General features: G+C 65.5%; 12 protein-coding genes. 9 read left to right on the plus strand and 3 right to left on the minus strand.

What is annotated here, in order from left to right; translation table 11 throughout:
• Nucleotides 1-98: 98 nt before the first annotated feature.
• The 7 genes from nrfE (at nucleotide 99) to J9893_RS17795 (ending at nucleotide 8,330) form a co-directional block, all read left to right on the plus strand.
• Nucleotides 99-2,060 carry a heme lyase NrfEFG subunit NrfE gene (nrfE, locus tag J9893_RS17765; RefSeq protein ID WP_202041658.1) on the plus strand — a complete coding sequence of 654 codons (1,962 nt, stop codon included), beginning with the start codon at nucleotides 99-101 and terminating at the stop codon, nucleotides 2,058-2,060.
• Nucleotides 2,057-2,644, plus strand: coding sequence for a DsbE family thiol:disulfide interchange protein (locus J9893_RS17770; protein WP_201996969.1), 588 nt, complete (start codon nucleotides 2,057-2,059; stop codon nucleotides 2,642-2,644). The genes nrfE and J9893_RS17770 overlap by 4 nt, the downstream gene beginning before the upstream one ends.
• Entirely contained in the window at nucleotides 2,641-3,831 is a 1,191-nt protein-coding gene (gene nrfF / locus J9893_RS17775; RefSeq protein ID WP_210599938.1) for a heme lyase NrfEFG subunit NrfF, read from the plus strand. The genes J9893_RS17770 and nrfF overlap by 4 nt, the downstream gene beginning before the upstream one ends.
• A 349-nt stretch (nucleotides 3,832-4,180) precedes the next feature.
• Nucleotides 4,181-5,101: a serine hydrolase gene (locus tag J9893_RS17780; protein ID WP_029314613.1), complete on the plus strand. Its 921-nt coding sequence runs from the start codon at nucleotides 4,181-4,183 to the stop codon at nucleotides 5,099-5,101.
• Between the two features lie 161 nt (nucleotides 5,102-5,262).
• On the plus strand, nucleotides 5,263-5,403 hold the full coding sequence (locus tag J9893_RS17785; RefSeq protein WP_080944260.1) for a DUF2256 domain-containing protein: 141 nt from the start codon (nucleotides 5,263-5,265) through the stop codon (nucleotides 5,401-5,403).
• Nucleotides 5,403-6,923, plus strand: a complete 1,521-nt coding sequence (locus J9893_RS17790) for a cryptochrome/photolyase family protein (RefSeq protein WP_202041660.1) — start codon at nucleotides 5,403-5,405, stop codon at nucleotides 6,921-6,923. Before J9893_RS17785 ends, J9893_RS17790 begins: the two co-directional genes overlap by 1 nt.
• A gap of 153 nt (nucleotides 6,924-7,076) precedes the next feature.
• Nucleotides 7,077-8,330, plus strand: coding sequence for a D-amino acid dehydrogenase (locus J9893_RS17795; RefSeq protein ID WP_042882483.1), 1,254 nt, complete (start codon nucleotides 7,077-7,079; stop codon nucleotides 8,328-8,330).
• A 77-nt stretch (nucleotides 8,331-8,407) separates the two neighbouring features.
• Here the strand turns inward: J9893_RS17795 and J9893_RS17800 are convergent, their stop codons facing one another.
• Nucleotides 8,408-9,532, minus strand: a complete 1,125-nt coding sequence (locus J9893_RS17800) for an HPP family protein (RefSeq protein WP_128272572.1) — start codon at nucleotides 9,530-9,532, stop codon at nucleotides 8,408-8,410.
• A 177-nt stretch (nucleotides 9,533-9,709) separates the two neighbouring features.
• On the opposite strand from J9893_RS17800, the gene J9893_RS17805 reads away from it, so the two are divergent.
• Nucleotides 9,710-10,822, plus strand: coding sequence for a glycosyltransferase family 9 protein (locus J9893_RS17805; protein ID WP_202041661.1), 1,113 nt, complete (start codon nucleotides 9,710-9,712; stop codon nucleotides 10,820-10,822).
• Nucleotides 10,823-10,915: 93 nt separating this feature from the next.
• Here the strand turns inward: J9893_RS17805 and metE are convergent, their stop codons facing one another.
• Nucleotides 10,916-13,180, minus strand: coding sequence for a 5-methyltetrahydropteroyltriglutamate--homocysteine S-methyltransferase (metE, locus tag J9893_RS17810; RefSeq protein ID WP_210599937.1), 2,265 nt, complete (start codon nucleotides 13,178-13,180; stop codon nucleotides 10,916-10,918).
• 161 nt (nucleotides 13,181-13,341) lie between these two features.
• Between metE and J9893_RS17815 the strand changes: the two genes are divergently transcribed.
• Complete coding sequence (locus J9893_RS17815; RefSeq protein ID WP_210599936.1) at nucleotides 13,342-14,277, plus strand: LysR substrate-binding domain-containing protein; 936 nt, start codon at nucleotides 13,342-13,344, stop codon at nucleotides 14,275-14,277.
• A gap of 73 nt (nucleotides 14,278-14,350) precedes the next feature.
• On the opposite strand, the gene J9893_RS17820 is transcribed toward J9893_RS17815, so the two are convergent.
• A complete protein-coding gene (locus J9893_RS17820) occupies nucleotides 14,351-15,139 on the minus strand; it encodes a siderophore ferric iron reductase (RefSeq protein ID WP_328222756.1) in 789 nt (262 codons plus the stop codon).
• Nucleotides 15,140-15,167 lie beyond the last annotated feature (28 nt).

The raw sequence follows: 15,167 nt of genomic DNA on the forward strand, positions 1-15,167 counted from the left end.
GCGATTGATTGTTGCCAGAAATGTGGATGTTATCCCCCAGCGCCGGTACGGTGCAGACGCTGCGGCATAACATAGACGAATGATTGACTGGAGGTTGTGTGCTGGCGGAGCTCGGCTATCTCTCACTGTTGCTGGCGACCGGGCTCGCCCTGCTGCAAGGGCTGCTGCCCTGGCTGGGGCTGCGGCTCGCCTCACGCCCGCTGCTGGGCTGCGCAAAGCCGCTGGCCATCCTGGTCGCGCTCTTGTTGGTGGCCGCCCTGCTGCTGCTCGCCAGCTGCTTTGCCCAGGATGACTTCACCCTGGTCTATGTGGCCCAGCACGCCAACAGCGCCCTGCCCCTGGGCTTCAAGCTGGCGGCGGTGTGGGGGGGCCACGAGGGATCCATGCTCTTCTTCGTCTTCGCGCTGGCCCTCTGGGGCGCCCTGGTGGCGCTCTGCTCGAAGCGGGTCGACTCGCTGATCCTGGTTCGGGTGATCGCCATCATGGGGCTCATCGTCGGGCTGTTCGGCCTCTATACCCTGGTCTTCTCCAGCCCATTTGACCGCCAGTTCCCGGGGCCGCTGGAGGGGCGCGATCTCAACCCCATGCTGCAGGACATCGGCCTCATCATTCACCCGCCCCTGCTCTATCTCGGTTACGTCGGCTTTGCGGTTAACTTCGCCTTCGCCATGGCGGCGCTGCACTCGGGTCGGCTCGATGGCGCCGTGGCCCACTGGAGCCGCCCCTGGGCGCTCGGCTCCTGGGTGTTTCTCACCGCCGGCATCGTGCTGGGCTCCTGGTGGGCCTATTACGAGCTCGGCTGGGGCGGCTGGTGGTTCTGGGATCCGGTGGAAAATGCCTCCCTCTTGCCCTGGCTGCTCGGCACCGCCCTGCTGCACGCCCTGGTGGTGTGCGAGAAGCGCGGCGCTTACGGCCACGCCGTGCTGCTGCTCTCCATCTTTACTTTCTCGCTGAGCCTGCTCGGCACCTTCGTGGTGCGCTCCGGGGTGCTCACCTCGGTGCACGCCTTTGCGGTGGACCCCAGCCGCGGCCTCACCCTCTTGTTGCTGCTCGGTTTGCTATTGACCTGCGCCCTCACCCTGTTTGCCCTGCGGGCGGACATTCGCGCCCCCTATGCCCGCTTTGGCTTGCTGTCAAAAGAGGGGCTGCTCGGCGCCGCCATCCTGCTGCTCAGCGTGGCCTGCGCCAGCGTGCTGCTCGGCACCTTCTACCCCATGGTGTTCCAGTCGCTCCATCTGGGCTCGCTCTCGGTGGGGGCTCCCTATTTCAATACCATCTTCGTGCCGCTGGCCCTCTGCCTGATGGCGCTGATGACCCAGCTGCCGCGTCTGCGCTGGCAGCATCTGGCAGTCCAGCGCCGCATCAAGGTGCTGCTCCCATGCCTGTTCGGCCTGCTGGGGGGCGCCTTGCTGAGCTTCACCTATCCCGAGCCGCTGCGGGGCGGCTGGCTGGGGCTCGCGGCCAACGTGTTGAGCCTCTGGCTGATGGCCAGCCTGCTGCTCCCGCTCTTGCAACCGGTCGCCCTGCGCGAGCTCACCCTCAATCGGTTCGGCAGCCTGCTGGCCCACCTCGGGGTGGCGGTGTGCGCCCTCGGCATCGCGCAGGTGAGTCACCACAGCCAGGAGGGGGGTGCCGTACTCGCCGCAGGCCAGCCCTATCGGCTCGGCGCCTTCGAGTTTCGCTATGAGGAGAGCGAGCCGATCATAGGCCCCAACTACACCGCCGAGCGCATCACGCTTAGCGTGCATAAAGACGGTAAAGAGGTGGCGCGGCTCATCCCGGAGCGGCGTCACTACAGCGTGCGCACCATGAACATGAACGAACCCGGCATCGCGTGGGGAATACTCGGCGATCTCTACGTGGTGCTTGGCGAGAAGATGGGACCCGGCGCCTATGCCATGCGGCTGCACTACAAGCCGCTGGTGCGCTGGATCTGGCTAGGTGGCCTGTTGATGATGGCGGGTGGCACCCTGCGCCTGCTCGCCCGCCGGCCGCTGCTGGCTAACCATCCTGCGCCAGCTACCGCCCCCTGCCCTCGGCTTGAACAGGAGTCCTTATGAACGCCCGTCTGCGCCTGTTCGTACCGCTCCTGCTCACCCTGGGGCTCGGTGCCCTGCTCTGGCTCGGCCTTGGCAACAACCCCTACAGCCAGGATGAGGCCGTCGCCGGGCGCACCCTGCCCGCCTGGCAGAGTGACGATCTACTTGGTGGCGCCCCCATCCACACCGCGGCGCTCAAGGGGGAGCCCTTCGTGCTCAACGTCTGGGCCAGCTGGTGCCCCAACTGCCGCGCCGAGCATCCGCTGCTGGGTGATCTGGCCAGTGCCGTGCCCCTCTATGGCCTCAACTACCGGGACAAGGGCGATGCCGCCCGCGCCTGGCTCACCGAGGCGGGCAACCCCTATCGCACCGTGCTGGCCGACCCCGACGGCAAACTGGCCCTTGAGCTCGGCGTATACGGCACGCCGGAGACCTATCTCTTCGCCGGCGATGGCACCCTGCTGACCCGCCATACCGGCTTGCTCACCCGGGACATCTGGCAACGCCAGTTTGCCCCCCTGCTTGCAAAGGCCCGCAGCAACACCGCCGGACAGCCCGAAGTGGAAAGAGAAGTGGAGAGACAAGTGCGGGAGAGCAAGCCATGAGACGTCTCGGCCACGCCCTGACCGCACCGCTCTTGCTGGCCTTGAGCATCGGGGCCCTTGCCAGCGGGGTCGACACCTATGAGTTTCGCCACCCCGAGCGGCAGACCCGCGCTCAGGAACTGGCCCGCGCCCTGCGCTGCCCCCAGTGCCAGAACCAGAACCTGGTGGAGTCCAACTCCCCCATCGCCCGGGATCTGCGGCTTGAGGTCTACCGCTGGGTGGACGAGGGACAGTCTGATGAGCAGGTGATCGCCCGCATGACGGAGCGCTTCGGCGATTTCGTGCGCTACGATCCCCCCTTCAAGCGCAGCACGGCGCTGCTGTGGGGCGGCCCCGCCCTCTTGCTGCTGCTGGCGCTCCATCGCCTGCGCAGGAGCCTGCATCGCCGGCAACCGGCGCGGGTGCCGCTTGTCGGCGACAGAGCCGAGGGGGCGCTCGCTCACGACCCCAGGGCCGAGCTGAACCGGCTGATCATGGCCGAGCAGCAGGCGGGGCTTGCCCCCCACAGCCGCCTCTACCGGGAGCTGGAGCTGGCCCGCCTCGCCAACGCCACCCCACCTGCCGAGCAGGCCCTGCGCGAGCGGCTGGCCAAGGACCGCACCGTCCGTCCGCTGCCCTGGCTGCGCTCCTGGATGCTGCTTGGGGCCCTGTTGCTGGCGCTGATGGCCGGTATTTATGCCGGCACCGGCCGCTATCAGGCGTGGCAGGCGTATCAGGCGCGCCCCGATCCGCTGGCGGGATTGAGCCCGCGGGATCTGCAGGACAAGGAGCTGGGCGCCCTGCACCAGCGCCTGCAAGCCAACCCCACCGATCTCGACGGCTGGGTGGCGCTCGGCCAGCTCTATCTCTATCGGGACGAGTACGACAATGCCCTGCTCGCCTACCAGCGTCTTGCTCTGCTGGAGGGGGGCGCCAGCGCGGCGACCCAGGCCGCACAGGCTACCGTGCTCTATTATCAGGCGGGCCAGCAGCTGACCCCGGAGGCGCAGCGCCTGCTGGGTAGCGCGCTCAAGCAGGACAAGGGTGAGGTGAGCGCTCTGATGCTGCTCGCCTCCGATCACTTCCTGCATGGTCGCTACAGCCAGGCCATTGCGCTGTGGCAGCAACTGCTCGATGAAGAGCGACCCCGTATCAACCGGACCGCGCTGATCGAGGCCATTCAGACCGCGCGGATGATGGGAGGATGACGCGGGGCAAAACGGCGATAATGCAGCGGGCCATCTTCCCTGCCGGGCGCCGTTTTTATCGCCATGGTCGCCATTAACGACCCCTTCATCATCCCAAGGCGCCGAAAGGTGCAAAAAGAGTCGTCATCCCGCCCCTCGCCAGCATATAGTGCGCCCCCGTGGTGGCGTGTCTGGCATGGCCTGACAGGCCTCTATGACTCCCTTTTGCGGGCCAATAGCCCCGATGCGGGGGATTTCAAGGTGCGCTGGCCCATAAAATGGAAATATCCGGCCACCAGACGTTGTGAAGCGTCAATTACCGTCATATAACTTAGCCAAATGTCCCTGTGAGTCGTAGTAGAGTCAAATCATGAACCTTCGTCCTTTTCTTCCCTTGCTGCTCGGCGCCTTCCTCCTTCCCGCCAGCATGGAAAGCGCCCATGCCAACCCGTTTTCTGCGACCTCTTCTTCCACCAACAGCCTGCTCGAACCCCGCAGCAACCTGCCGCTGAGATCCGATGCCTACGTGGTCGTCAACCCGAAAACCGGCGAGACCCTGGCAGAGCGCAACGCCAACCGGGTGATGTCCATCGCCTCCATCACCAAGCTGATGACAGCGCTGGTGGTACTGGATGGCAATCAGCGCCTCAACGAGACCCTCACCGTCACCATGGATGACGTGGACAGACTCAAGGGCACCGGGTCGCGCCTCGCGGTGGGCTCGCGTCTGAGTCGCGCCGACATGCTGCACATCGCCCTGATGTCCTCTGAAAACCGCGCCGCCTCCGCCTTGGGACGGCACTACCCGGGTGGTCGCAAAGCCTTTATCGAGGCAATGAATGCCAAGGCCCGCATGCTCGGCATGTGGAGCACTCATTTCGCCGACAGCACCGGGCTCAACCCCCGCAACGTCTCCACCGCACACGATCTCGCCAAACTGGCTGCTGCCGCATCCACCTACCCGCTGATCCGCCAGTACACCGCCTCCGAGCAGCGTCTGGTACGCAACGGCAAGCGCCAGCTGCACTACCTCAACTCCAACCGCCTGGTACGGGAAGGAAGCTGGCCCATTCTGGTCTCCAAGACCGGTTATATCCGCGAGGCGGGGCGCTGCCTGGTGATGGGAACCCGGGTCAACAACGAGCCCGTGGTCATGGTGCTGCTTCACGCCAACACCACGGATGAACGGGTCGCCGATGCCAGAAAGATCAAGAGCTGGCTGGAAACCTCGGGCCGCATGACCCTGACGGCGCAGTCCACTCCCCAGCCCAGGCTCTTCAGCAGCCAGTAACGGCTACGAGAACAAGGGCCCCCGAACCGGCAGGTTCGGGGGCCTTTTTCATGAGTGGCAATCCCCCCCTATTGCCTCTTTCTGCTCTCCCAGTGATCCCGACCGTATGGTGCTTCGTTAAGGAGGCAGAGAGAAACCAAGGGCATCAACAGGGCCGCCACATGCACCTCAAACCCCATCTTCCCGAGAAGATCTGTCCCGTCTGCCAACGTCCTTTTGCCTGGCGGCGCAAGTGGGCCCGCTGCTGGCAGGAAGTACGTTATTGCAGCGAACGCTGCCGTCGTCGGAAGGAGCACCCCTGATGGAGCTGCGCCTCATTCTCGGGGATCAACTGAACGCAGGTCACAGCTGGTTTCGCACGCCGGATCCCGCTGTCTGTTACCTGATGGTGGAGCTGCGCCAGGAGACCGACTACTGCCGCCACCATCGCCAGAAGGTGCTCGCCTTCTTTGCCGCCATGCGTGCCTTCGCCGCCGCCCTCACCAAGGCGGGCCACCGGGTCTGCTACCTGACTCTCGATGAGAGCGCCCCCTGGCCCGATTTGCCGAGCTTGCTGGCGGCTCAGCTCGAAGCGCATCAGGCCGATCGCTTCGCCTGGCAGAGCCCGGACGAGTGGCGCCTTGCAAGCCAGCTGACCCAGTGGGCCTCAGGCCTTGCCATCCCGACCGCTGAGGTGGACAGCGAACATTTTCTCACCCCCCGCGATGGCTGGCGACGCTACCCCCACAGCCGGATGGAGTTCTTCTACCGCGTCCTGCGAAAGCAGTACCGGGTGCTGCTCGATGAACGCGGCCAGCCCCTTGGGGGGCGCTGGAACTTCGATGCCGAGAATCGCGCCAAATTGCCGGCGAGCCAACCCATCCCGGCGCCCCTCACCTTTGCCAACGAGGTGAGCGACATCGATGCCATGCTGACCCGCCACGGCATTGCCACCCTTGGCACAGCCGATGCGGGCGCCTTGCCCTGGCCCGTCACCCGGCGCCAGAGCCGCGCACTGCTTGAACACTTCCTTGCACACTGCCTGCCCCACTTCGGCCGCTATCAGGACGCCCTGAGCGAGCGGGGCTGGAGCCTGTTCCACAGCCGCTTGTCGTTTTCCATGAACAGCAAGATGCTCCATCCCCTCGAGGTGATCCGCGCTGCGCAAGCTCACTGGCAGGCCAATCAGGCCACCATTTCCCTGGCGCAGGTGGAGGGGTTCATCCGCCAGATCCTCGGCTGGCGCGAGTTTGTCCGCGCCCTCTACTGGGAAAAGATGCCCGAGTATCAGCGCACCAACTTTCTCGGGGCCGAGCGACCCCTGCCCGGTTTTTTCTGGAATGGAGAAACCAGCATGGCCTGCGTACGTCACGCCATTCGACAGTCTCTGGAGCACGCCTATGCCCACCATATCCAGCGGCTGATGGTGACCGGCAACTTCGCCCTGCTGGCGGGGATCCACCCTGACGAGGTGGATGCCTGGTATCTGGGTATCTATGTGGATGCCATCGAGTGGGTGGAGCTGCCCAACACCCGCGGCATGAGCCAGTTTGCCGATGGCGGTCTGATGGGCAGCAAGCCCTACGCCAGCAGCGGCGCCTATCTCGAGCGGATGGGCCACTACTGCAAGGGGTGTCACTATCAGGTGAAGGCCCGCAGCGGGCCGGACAGCTGCCCCTTCAACAGCCTCTATTGGCACTTTCTCTGGCGCAACCGGGCCAAACTTGGCAACAACCCTCGCCTCGCCCTGCCTTATGCCAACTGGGATGGCCAAACCACAGAACAGCAGCAAGCCATCCTGACGACGGCAGAGCATCATCTGCTCCACCTGGAGCGGCTCTGAATCGACCGGATTTCATGCCAGAAAGTGAGCAAATGACAACATTGAGAGCCAGTTAACAAAATGTGAATAGCGATAACCACCAATGACATCGACACCAGTTGAATATCCTGTGGCGGCTGATTAAGGTGGAGGCCCCAGTCAAGGAGAGACAAGATGGACATAGTGGTACTCGGTGGTGGCGTGGTCGGTGTGACCAGCGCCTGGTATCTGGCCAAGGCCGGTCACAAAGTGACCCTGCTGGAGCGGCGTGACGGGGTGGCCCTTGAAACCAGCCATGCCAACGCGGGTCAGATCTCCCCGGGTTATGCTTCCCCCTGGGCTGCACCCGGCATTCCCCTCAAGGCCGCCAAATGGCTGCTGCAAAAGCACGCCCCCTTCACGGTGCGGCCCACCTCGGACCCCTTCCAGCTGCGCTGGATGCTGAAGATGTTCGCCAACTGCACGCCGGCGGCCTATGCGGTCAACAAGGGGCGCATGGTACGGCTGGCCGAATACAGCCGCGACTGCATGAAGCAGTTGCGGGGCGAGCTGGCGCTCGACTACGAAGGGCGCCAGCTCGGCACCCTGCAACTGTTTCGCAGTCAGGCCCAGCTCGATGCCAGCCAGCGCGATATCGCCGTGCTCGAGGAGTACGGCGTCCCCTATCAGTCTCTGAATGCCGACGGCTGCGAGGAGGTCGAGCCCGCCCTGGCAAGGGTGCGTGGCAAGGTGGTGGGGGGCCTGCGCCTGCCGGGAGATGAAACCGGTGACTGTTTCCGCTTCACCCAGGCCCTGGCGGACGAGGCCCGCAAGCTCGGGGTGAGCTTCGTCTTCAACTGCGCCATCGACGAGGTCGAGATCGCGAAGGGACGCGCCGTGGCGGTCCGTGCCGGCGAGCAGCGCTTCCAAGCCGACGCCATCGTCTGTGCCCTCGGCAGTTATGGCACCGGCTTCCTGCGCCCCCTCGGAATTGAGCTCCCCGTCTACCCGGTCAAGGGGTACTCCCTCACCCTGCCGATGACGGATGCCGAGGGTGCCCCGCGCAGCACTGTGCTGGACGAGACCTACAAGGTCGCCATCACCCGCTTCGACGAACGGATCCGGGTGGGCGGCATGGCCGAACTCTCGGGCTTCAACCTGGCGCTCAACCCCAGACGCCACGATACCCTGGCCATGGTGGTGAGGGATCTCTTCCCCCAGGGGGGAAATCTGGAGCAGGCCACCTTCTGGACCGGGCTACGCCCCATGACGCCGGACGGCACACCCCTGGTCGGCCCAAGCCCCATTCCCGGGCTCTGGCTCAATACCGGCCACGGTACCCTGGGCTGGACCATGGCGGCAGGATCGGGCCAGTTGCTCAGCGATCTCATCTCGGGCAATACCCCGGATATCAGCGACGAGGGGCTCACCCTGGCCCGCTACGGCTAGGCATTGGCCACCGTCTGTGCAAGTCTGCGAAAAAAGAGGGCATGCCTGGCACGCCCTCTTTTTTCTTGCCCCCCTGGCTATGACAACACCGGGGTCGCCTCCTCGCTCGTCAGTCCGGGTTTCAGTGCCAATGTGAAGAGCGCCGCCACCATGTCGGACTGAGTGATGATGCCCACCAGCTGCTCCCCCTCCACCACCGGCATATGGTGCAGCCCCCCGTCGGAGAAGGCCTCCACCAGATCGTAGAGAGGCTGGTAGCGCCGCGCCGTCTGCACCTCCCGGGTCATCAGATCCGCGACCTGCTGCTGCTCGAGGGCCTCCTTCGCCCTCGGCTGGTGACCCGCCCGGTCGATCATCAGATCATGCAGGGTGATGATGCCGACCAGCCTCTCCCCCTCATCCACCACCGGCAGCGCCTTGATCTGGTGGTGGGAGAGCAGATGCCACGCTTCCATGGCGAGCGCCTGTGGCGTCGTCACGACGAGATCCCGCGACATCACATCCTGGCACCGTACCGTCCCCACTCGCTCGCGCAGGGCGTGAAGCTGGGCCTCCTGCAGCAGCTCCTGCAGATCCTGGCGGCTGATGTCCAGCAGTTCCCCGTGTTTTTGCAGGGCAAAGTCGATGTCCTGGGTGGCGAGTCGGGCACTCGGCTGGGGATCCGCCGTCTGGTGGCGATTGGGCGCCGCCTTGCCGCCATGGGGATAACGACGCCCCAGAGCGCGGTTGTAGAGCAAGCCCAGACTCAGCAGCAACAGGGAGTTGAGCAGCACCGGCAGCAGCACGTAGCCGACCCCGAGCGCCCGGATCCCCTCGCCGCCGATGACGGCGGTCAGGGCCACGGCGCCGCCGGGCGGGTGCAGGCTGCGGGTGAGGAACATGGCGGCGATGGCCAGCATCACCGCCAGGGCCGAGGCGATAGCCATGTCCGGCACCAGGCTCGCACTCAATACCCCCATCAGGGCCGACACCCCGTTGCCCACAAGGATGGACCAGGGCTGGGCCAGGGGGCTGGCCGGGGCGGCAAACAGCAGCACGGCGGAGGCCCCCATGGGGGCGATGAGCCAGTGCACCTCGAGCCCCAACCCCCAGCGGCACAGCAAGGCGGTGCCGAGCAAGCCGATGAGGGCGCCAAGGGCGCCGTAACAACTCTCTTTGACGCTGGTATTGGTCGATACCGGCAAAAAATCCCTGAACTGCATGGTGCTCCCGCGGACGATAACATTTATTTCAAATGCGCAATTCTAGCCACTTTCCCCCGTCCCGCACCAGCCCCCCGCTCCGCCATGGCCATCATCCGCACGCGTTTTCCCTTCTTAACATTGTCTTAAGAGTCCGCTGGCACCCTTTACGCCATCCCAACACTGGAGCCCAACGGTATGACTCACCTCAACGATGCCCTGCGCCGCTTCGACGGCCAACGCCGGGTCTGGACGGCGGGACTGGAGCGAACCCTGCTCGGCTGGCTTGCCAGTCGCAGCGCATTGCCGCCCTCTTCGCAGGCACCCCGCCGGATCCTGGTCATTCGCAGCACCAACCGCATCGGCAACAACCTCTTCCTGCTGCCCTTCCTGCACCAGCTTCATCGCGCCCATCCCCACGCCGAGCTGGAGCTGGTGTGCAGCCCCACCGCCCTGCTCCCCTTCCTGGCCGATCTGCCCCTGCGGCACATTCATCAGATCCGGTTGCAGGGCAGACACCTGCCGGGCGCCCTCTCGGCACTCTCGCGTCTGCGCCGCCAACACTACGACAGGGTCTACGTCCCCTTCGCCTCCAGTACGGATCACTTCATCGCCGCCTGGGTACAGGCCCGTGAGAAATGCGGCTTCGACGATGGCCACGGGGATCTCATCTTCCCGCGTCCGCGGGCTGCGGACAGTGAGTGCCACTACGCCCACCAGCCCCTGCAACTGCTCGGCATACCGGGCAATCCGGCCGAACCCATTCCCCTTGGCAGCCTGTTGCAGGGGCCAAGCCCGGCCTTGAGTGCGCTGCGACGAGCCCATCCTGGCCGTCCCCTGATCGGCTTTTTCACCGGCGCCCGCAAGGGCAAGGGGCTCTCCCAGCCCCAGTGGCAGCGGTTGCTTGGGGATCTGCGCCGTCACAGCCCGGATGCCCTGCTGATCCAGCTCGCGGATCCCGCCGCCCCCGAGCACCTGCTCGGGGACGTGCACGTTTCCCTTGGCAACATGGGGGAGCTGGCCCGCTTCACGGGCGGCCTCTCCCTCTTCGTCAGCGCCGACACCGGTCCCCTGCACCTGGCTGCCGCCAGCGGTGTGCCCTGTCTTGGCCTCTTTACCCAGACCGACCCCGCCCGCTACGGGTGCCTGGGTGCCCAGCACCTCAATCTGGTGATCGAGGATCGCAATGCCATCCCCCTCGACCAACAGTGGCTGGCCGAGGCGCTCGCAAGCGCCCCTCACCCGGTGACGATGTCGGTTTCCCCCACCCGCTACCAGCCCGCCTCCCACCCCGCCCTGATCCCCCTCTAGGGAGCGGCCATGCAAAAAAGAGGGAAGGCTGTCGCCTTCCCTCTCTCGTCTTGGTGACACTCACCGGGCGCTCGTCCGGGTGAATGGAAGCCCTCAGGCCAGCTCGGCGCGCAGCGCCCGGGTCGCATCGACCATCACCTTCAGGGCTGCGGTGGTCTCTTCCCAGCCGCGGGTCTTGAGGCCGCAGTCCGGGTTCACCCAGAGCCGGTCTGCCGGGATTTGTTGTGCAGCCTTGCGGATGAGGTCTTCAATCCAGCCCTGGCTCGGTACGTTCGGCGAGTGGATGTCGTAGACGCCCGGGCCGATCTCGTTGGGGTAGTTGAAGCGCTCGAACGCTTCGAGCAACTGCATCTGGCTGCGGCTCGTCTCGATGGTGATCACATCCGCGTCCAGCGCCGCCACCGCCTCGATGATGAGGTTGAAGTCGCTGTAACACATGTGGGTGTGGATCTGGGTGCTGTCCACCACCGGGCTTGCGCTCAGGCGGAAGGCGCGCACCGCCCAGTCGAGATAGGCCTGGTGATCCTGCTTGCGCAGGGGCAGCCCTTCGCGGATCGCCGGCTCGTCGATCTGGATGATCTTGATGCCGGCGGCTTCCAAGTCAGCCACCTCGTCGCGAATGGCCAGGCCAATCTGCAGGGCGGACTGCTCGCGGCTCACGTCTTCCCGCGGGAAGGACCAGCAGAGAATGGTCACGGGGCCGGTCAGCATGCCCTTCACCGGCTTGTCGGTCAGGCTCTGGGCAAACTTCGTCCACTCAAGGGTCATGGGGGTCGGACGGTCGATGTCACGGGTGATCACCGGCGGCTTCACGCAGCGGGAGCCATAGCTCTGTACCCAGCCAAAGCGGGTGATGGCAAAGCCGTCCAGCAGTTCCCCGAAATACTCCACCATGTCGTTGCGCTCCGCTTCACCGTGCACCAGCACGTCGAGCCCGATGGCCTCCTGGCGCTCGATGGCATCCTTGATCTGGGCCTGGATGCCCGCCTCGTAGGCCTGGTCATCGATGCGCCCGGCACGCCAATCCTGACGCAGCACCCGGATTTCAGAGGTCTGCGGGAAGGAGCCGATGGTGGTGGTGGGCAGGAGCGGCAGCTTCAGATCCGAGCGCTGCGCGTCGGCACGCACCGGGTAGGCGCTCTGGCGATCGAAGTCACTGTTGGTCAGGCTGGCGAGTCGTGACTGCACCGCTTTCTTGTGAACCCGGCTGTCGGACTCCCGATCCACGATGGGCTGGCTGTAAGCCTCGATTTTGTCCAGGGCGCCACCGTCCAGGTAGTCGGACAGCAGCCCCAGCTCATAGCACTTTTGCAGGGCGAAGGCGAACCAGCTGCGAGTCTGGGGATCCAGCTCGTGCTCCAGGGTCAAATCCACCGGGCTGTGCAGCAAGGAGCAGGAGGAGGCCACCCAGAGGCGCTCGCCAAGCTTTTCTTTCAAGGCCTTGAGGGTCGGCGCCAGCTTGGCCAGGTTGGCACGCCAGACGTTGCGGCCGTTGATGACACCCGCCGAGAGTACCCACTGGGCCGGCAGGTGCGGGACCAGGGTCTCCAGCTGCTCGGGGGCCGCCACCAGATCCAGGTGCAGGCCGTCCACCTTCAGACTGGTGATGATGTCCCGCTGATGGGCCACGGACCCGAAGTAGGTGGTGAGCAGCAGCTTGCAGGGGCCGCTCAGGCGCTCATACGCCTTGAGGTAGGCCAGGCGCCACTCATCCGGCAGGTCCAGCGCCAGAGCCGGCTCGTCGATTTGCACCCACTCCACCCCCTGGGCCGCCAGTTTGGCCAGGATCTCCTGGTAGACGATCAGCAGGCGATCCAGCAGTTCGAGGCGGGAGAAGCCGCTCTCTTTCTCCTTGCCAAGCCACAGGTAGGAGACGGGGCCCAGCAACACCGCCTTGACCGGCAGCCCAAGGGCCTTGGCCTCTTCCACCTCGTCAAAGAGCTGGCTCCAGCCCAGCTTGAAGCGCTGGTCACTGTAAAATTCCGGCACCAGGTAGTGGTAGTTGGTGTTGAACCATTTGGTCATCTCGGCAGCGGCCGCCGCCGGGCCGGTCGGCGCACGGCCACGGGCCACCCGGAACAAGGTGTCGAGGTCGGTGTCGCCGTGGCGGTGACGGGCAGGCACGGCGTCTACCAGCAGGCTAGTACCCAGCACCTGATCGTACCAGGCAAAATCCCCCACCGGCAGCAGGTTGACCCCGGCGGTACGCTGGGCCTGCCAGTGGCGCTCACGCAGGCTCTTGCCCACGGCGACCAGCTCGGCCTGGGTGGTTTCGCCACGCCAGTAGGATTCGAGGGCAAATTTCAGTTCGCGCTTGGCGCCGATACGGGGAAAGCCCAGGGTGTGTGCGAAGGTCATAGGTTCCATTCCTTATGCTCGTTTATCTGATGAGGATCTGGATTGTTTGGCCATCCAGATGTTTACACATCCAAAATGACAAGATAAGGTGACCTTGGCTATTGAATCCTCTTCAACTGGCTCTCAAGAATTTCTCAACTGACGCACAAAGGAGCAGTGCCATGGTCGCGCCCACCCCATCCAGCCCCCCTCAGAGCAGCAATCTGGGCATCGATCTCAAACACCTGAAGACCATCAGCGCCCTGGCCGAGCAAGGGTCCCTGGCCGGGGCCGCACTCACCCTCAACCTCACCCAGTCCGCCCTCTCCCACCAGCTCAAGGAGTTGGAGACCCGCCTCAATCTGGAGCTGTTTCTTCGAAAAAGCCGCCCTCTGGTGCTGACGGCGGCAGGCCAGCATCTGCTGGCCCTGGCCCGTCAGGTGCTGCCCGCCCTGGCCCAGACCGAGCGCCAGCTGGTCGCCCTGCACAGCGGCGAGGCGGGCAGGCTGCATCTGGCCCTCGATTGCCACAGCTGCATCCAGTGGCTGCTGCCGCTGTTGCCGGACTTTCGCCGCCAGTGGCCCGGCGTGGATCTGGAGGTGGAGTCGGTGCCGGGTTTCGATGCCATCAGTGCCCTGCTTGGCGGCCAGCTCGATCTGCTGCTCACCTCGGATGTGCAGGCCCGCGGGGATCTTCACTTCGAGCCGCTGTTCGCCTTCGATCTCACCCTGGTGATGGCGCCGGATCACCCCCTCTGCCAGCAGCGGCGCATCGCACCGGACGATCTGCGGCCGGAGGTGCTGCTGGTCTATCCGGTGGAGCGGGCGCGCATGGACGTGTTCAGCCGTTTCCTGCAACCGGCCGGGGTGGAGCCCGCCCGCTGCAAACCGGTGGACAACACCTCTGTCATGCTGCAGATGGCCGCCGCCGGGCTCGGGCTCGCCGCCCTGCCCCGCTGGGCCAGCGAGGAGTTCGTGCGCCAGGGCCTGCTTGAGGCGCGCCCTCTCGGGGAGGGCATTCGCCGCCACATGTATGGCGCCGTGCGCGCCGCCGACAAAGATCAGGCCTGCCTGCAGAGCCTGTTCGAGCGCATCCGCACCCGGATGGCTGTCCAGTAAGCCGGGCACAAAAAAGCCGCCAGGATCAGGCGGCTTTCATCACGGGTTGCCAGCGCAGACGAAGAGTCGGGTATCAGCACTCGTCACCCCTCACCCCACCCAGCCTTCGCGGGCAGTTGCCACACAGTTCCCCATCCCGGCGCTTGTAGTGCAGGCAGCAGCGCTGGCGCACATAGCCCGGGAAGGCTTCGTCCCGAGGCAGCCCCGCCTCGCGCCAACCCGTCAGATGTGCCGACGGCAGGCCACAGGATTCAAGCCAGAGGGGGGCATGGGCCCTCACCTCCTCCCGACTCACCTCCCCGAAGAAATCGGGCACCCGCACCAGGGCCGCCAGCAGATCGTCCGCCAGGAGCGGGCGCACGAAACCGGGGCGCAGCCGCTGCGCCGTCCCAAGGAGGGTGAACAGCCCCTGCCAGTGCGCCTGGAGTCGCTCCCCGGCCGTTTTGATCAACACGCCGGCCTCCCCTCTGATCATGGGCTCGGCCGGCAGGGTAAAGCCCGATACCACGCCGGCCTCATGCCCCTGTCCCAGCCTGTCGAGGGCTGGCACGGCCTGATGGCGGTAGACGGCCACCATGGCGAGATAGATGGACTGCCAGCAGAGCATGCCCCAGCTGCGGGTGAGCCAGTAGGCGGGCCCCGCCTCCGGGTGTGCCTGCTGCCAGTGAGCATGGAGGGCTGCGGCCACCGCGGCCGACGTCGCCCCGGCGACATCCGTGAGTGGCGGGCGCACGTCACCGGCTGCCACCAGGTTCCCCTTGAGGGATGGGATCAGGCTGGCCGCCGCCGCGAACAGGGCCTGGTGATCCGAGACGAGGGCGCGTTCCGCGTCCGCTTTCTCCTGGCCAAGGCCGCGCGGCACACCGCGCCCCCTCTCCTCGCCCATTCGT

Origin of the sequence: Aeromonas sp. MaB10011B, assembly GCF_017939325.1 — a bacterium.
Lineage (GTDB): Bacteria > Pseudomonadota > Gammaproteobacteria > Enterobacterales > Aeromonadaceae > Aeromonas > Aeromonas caviae.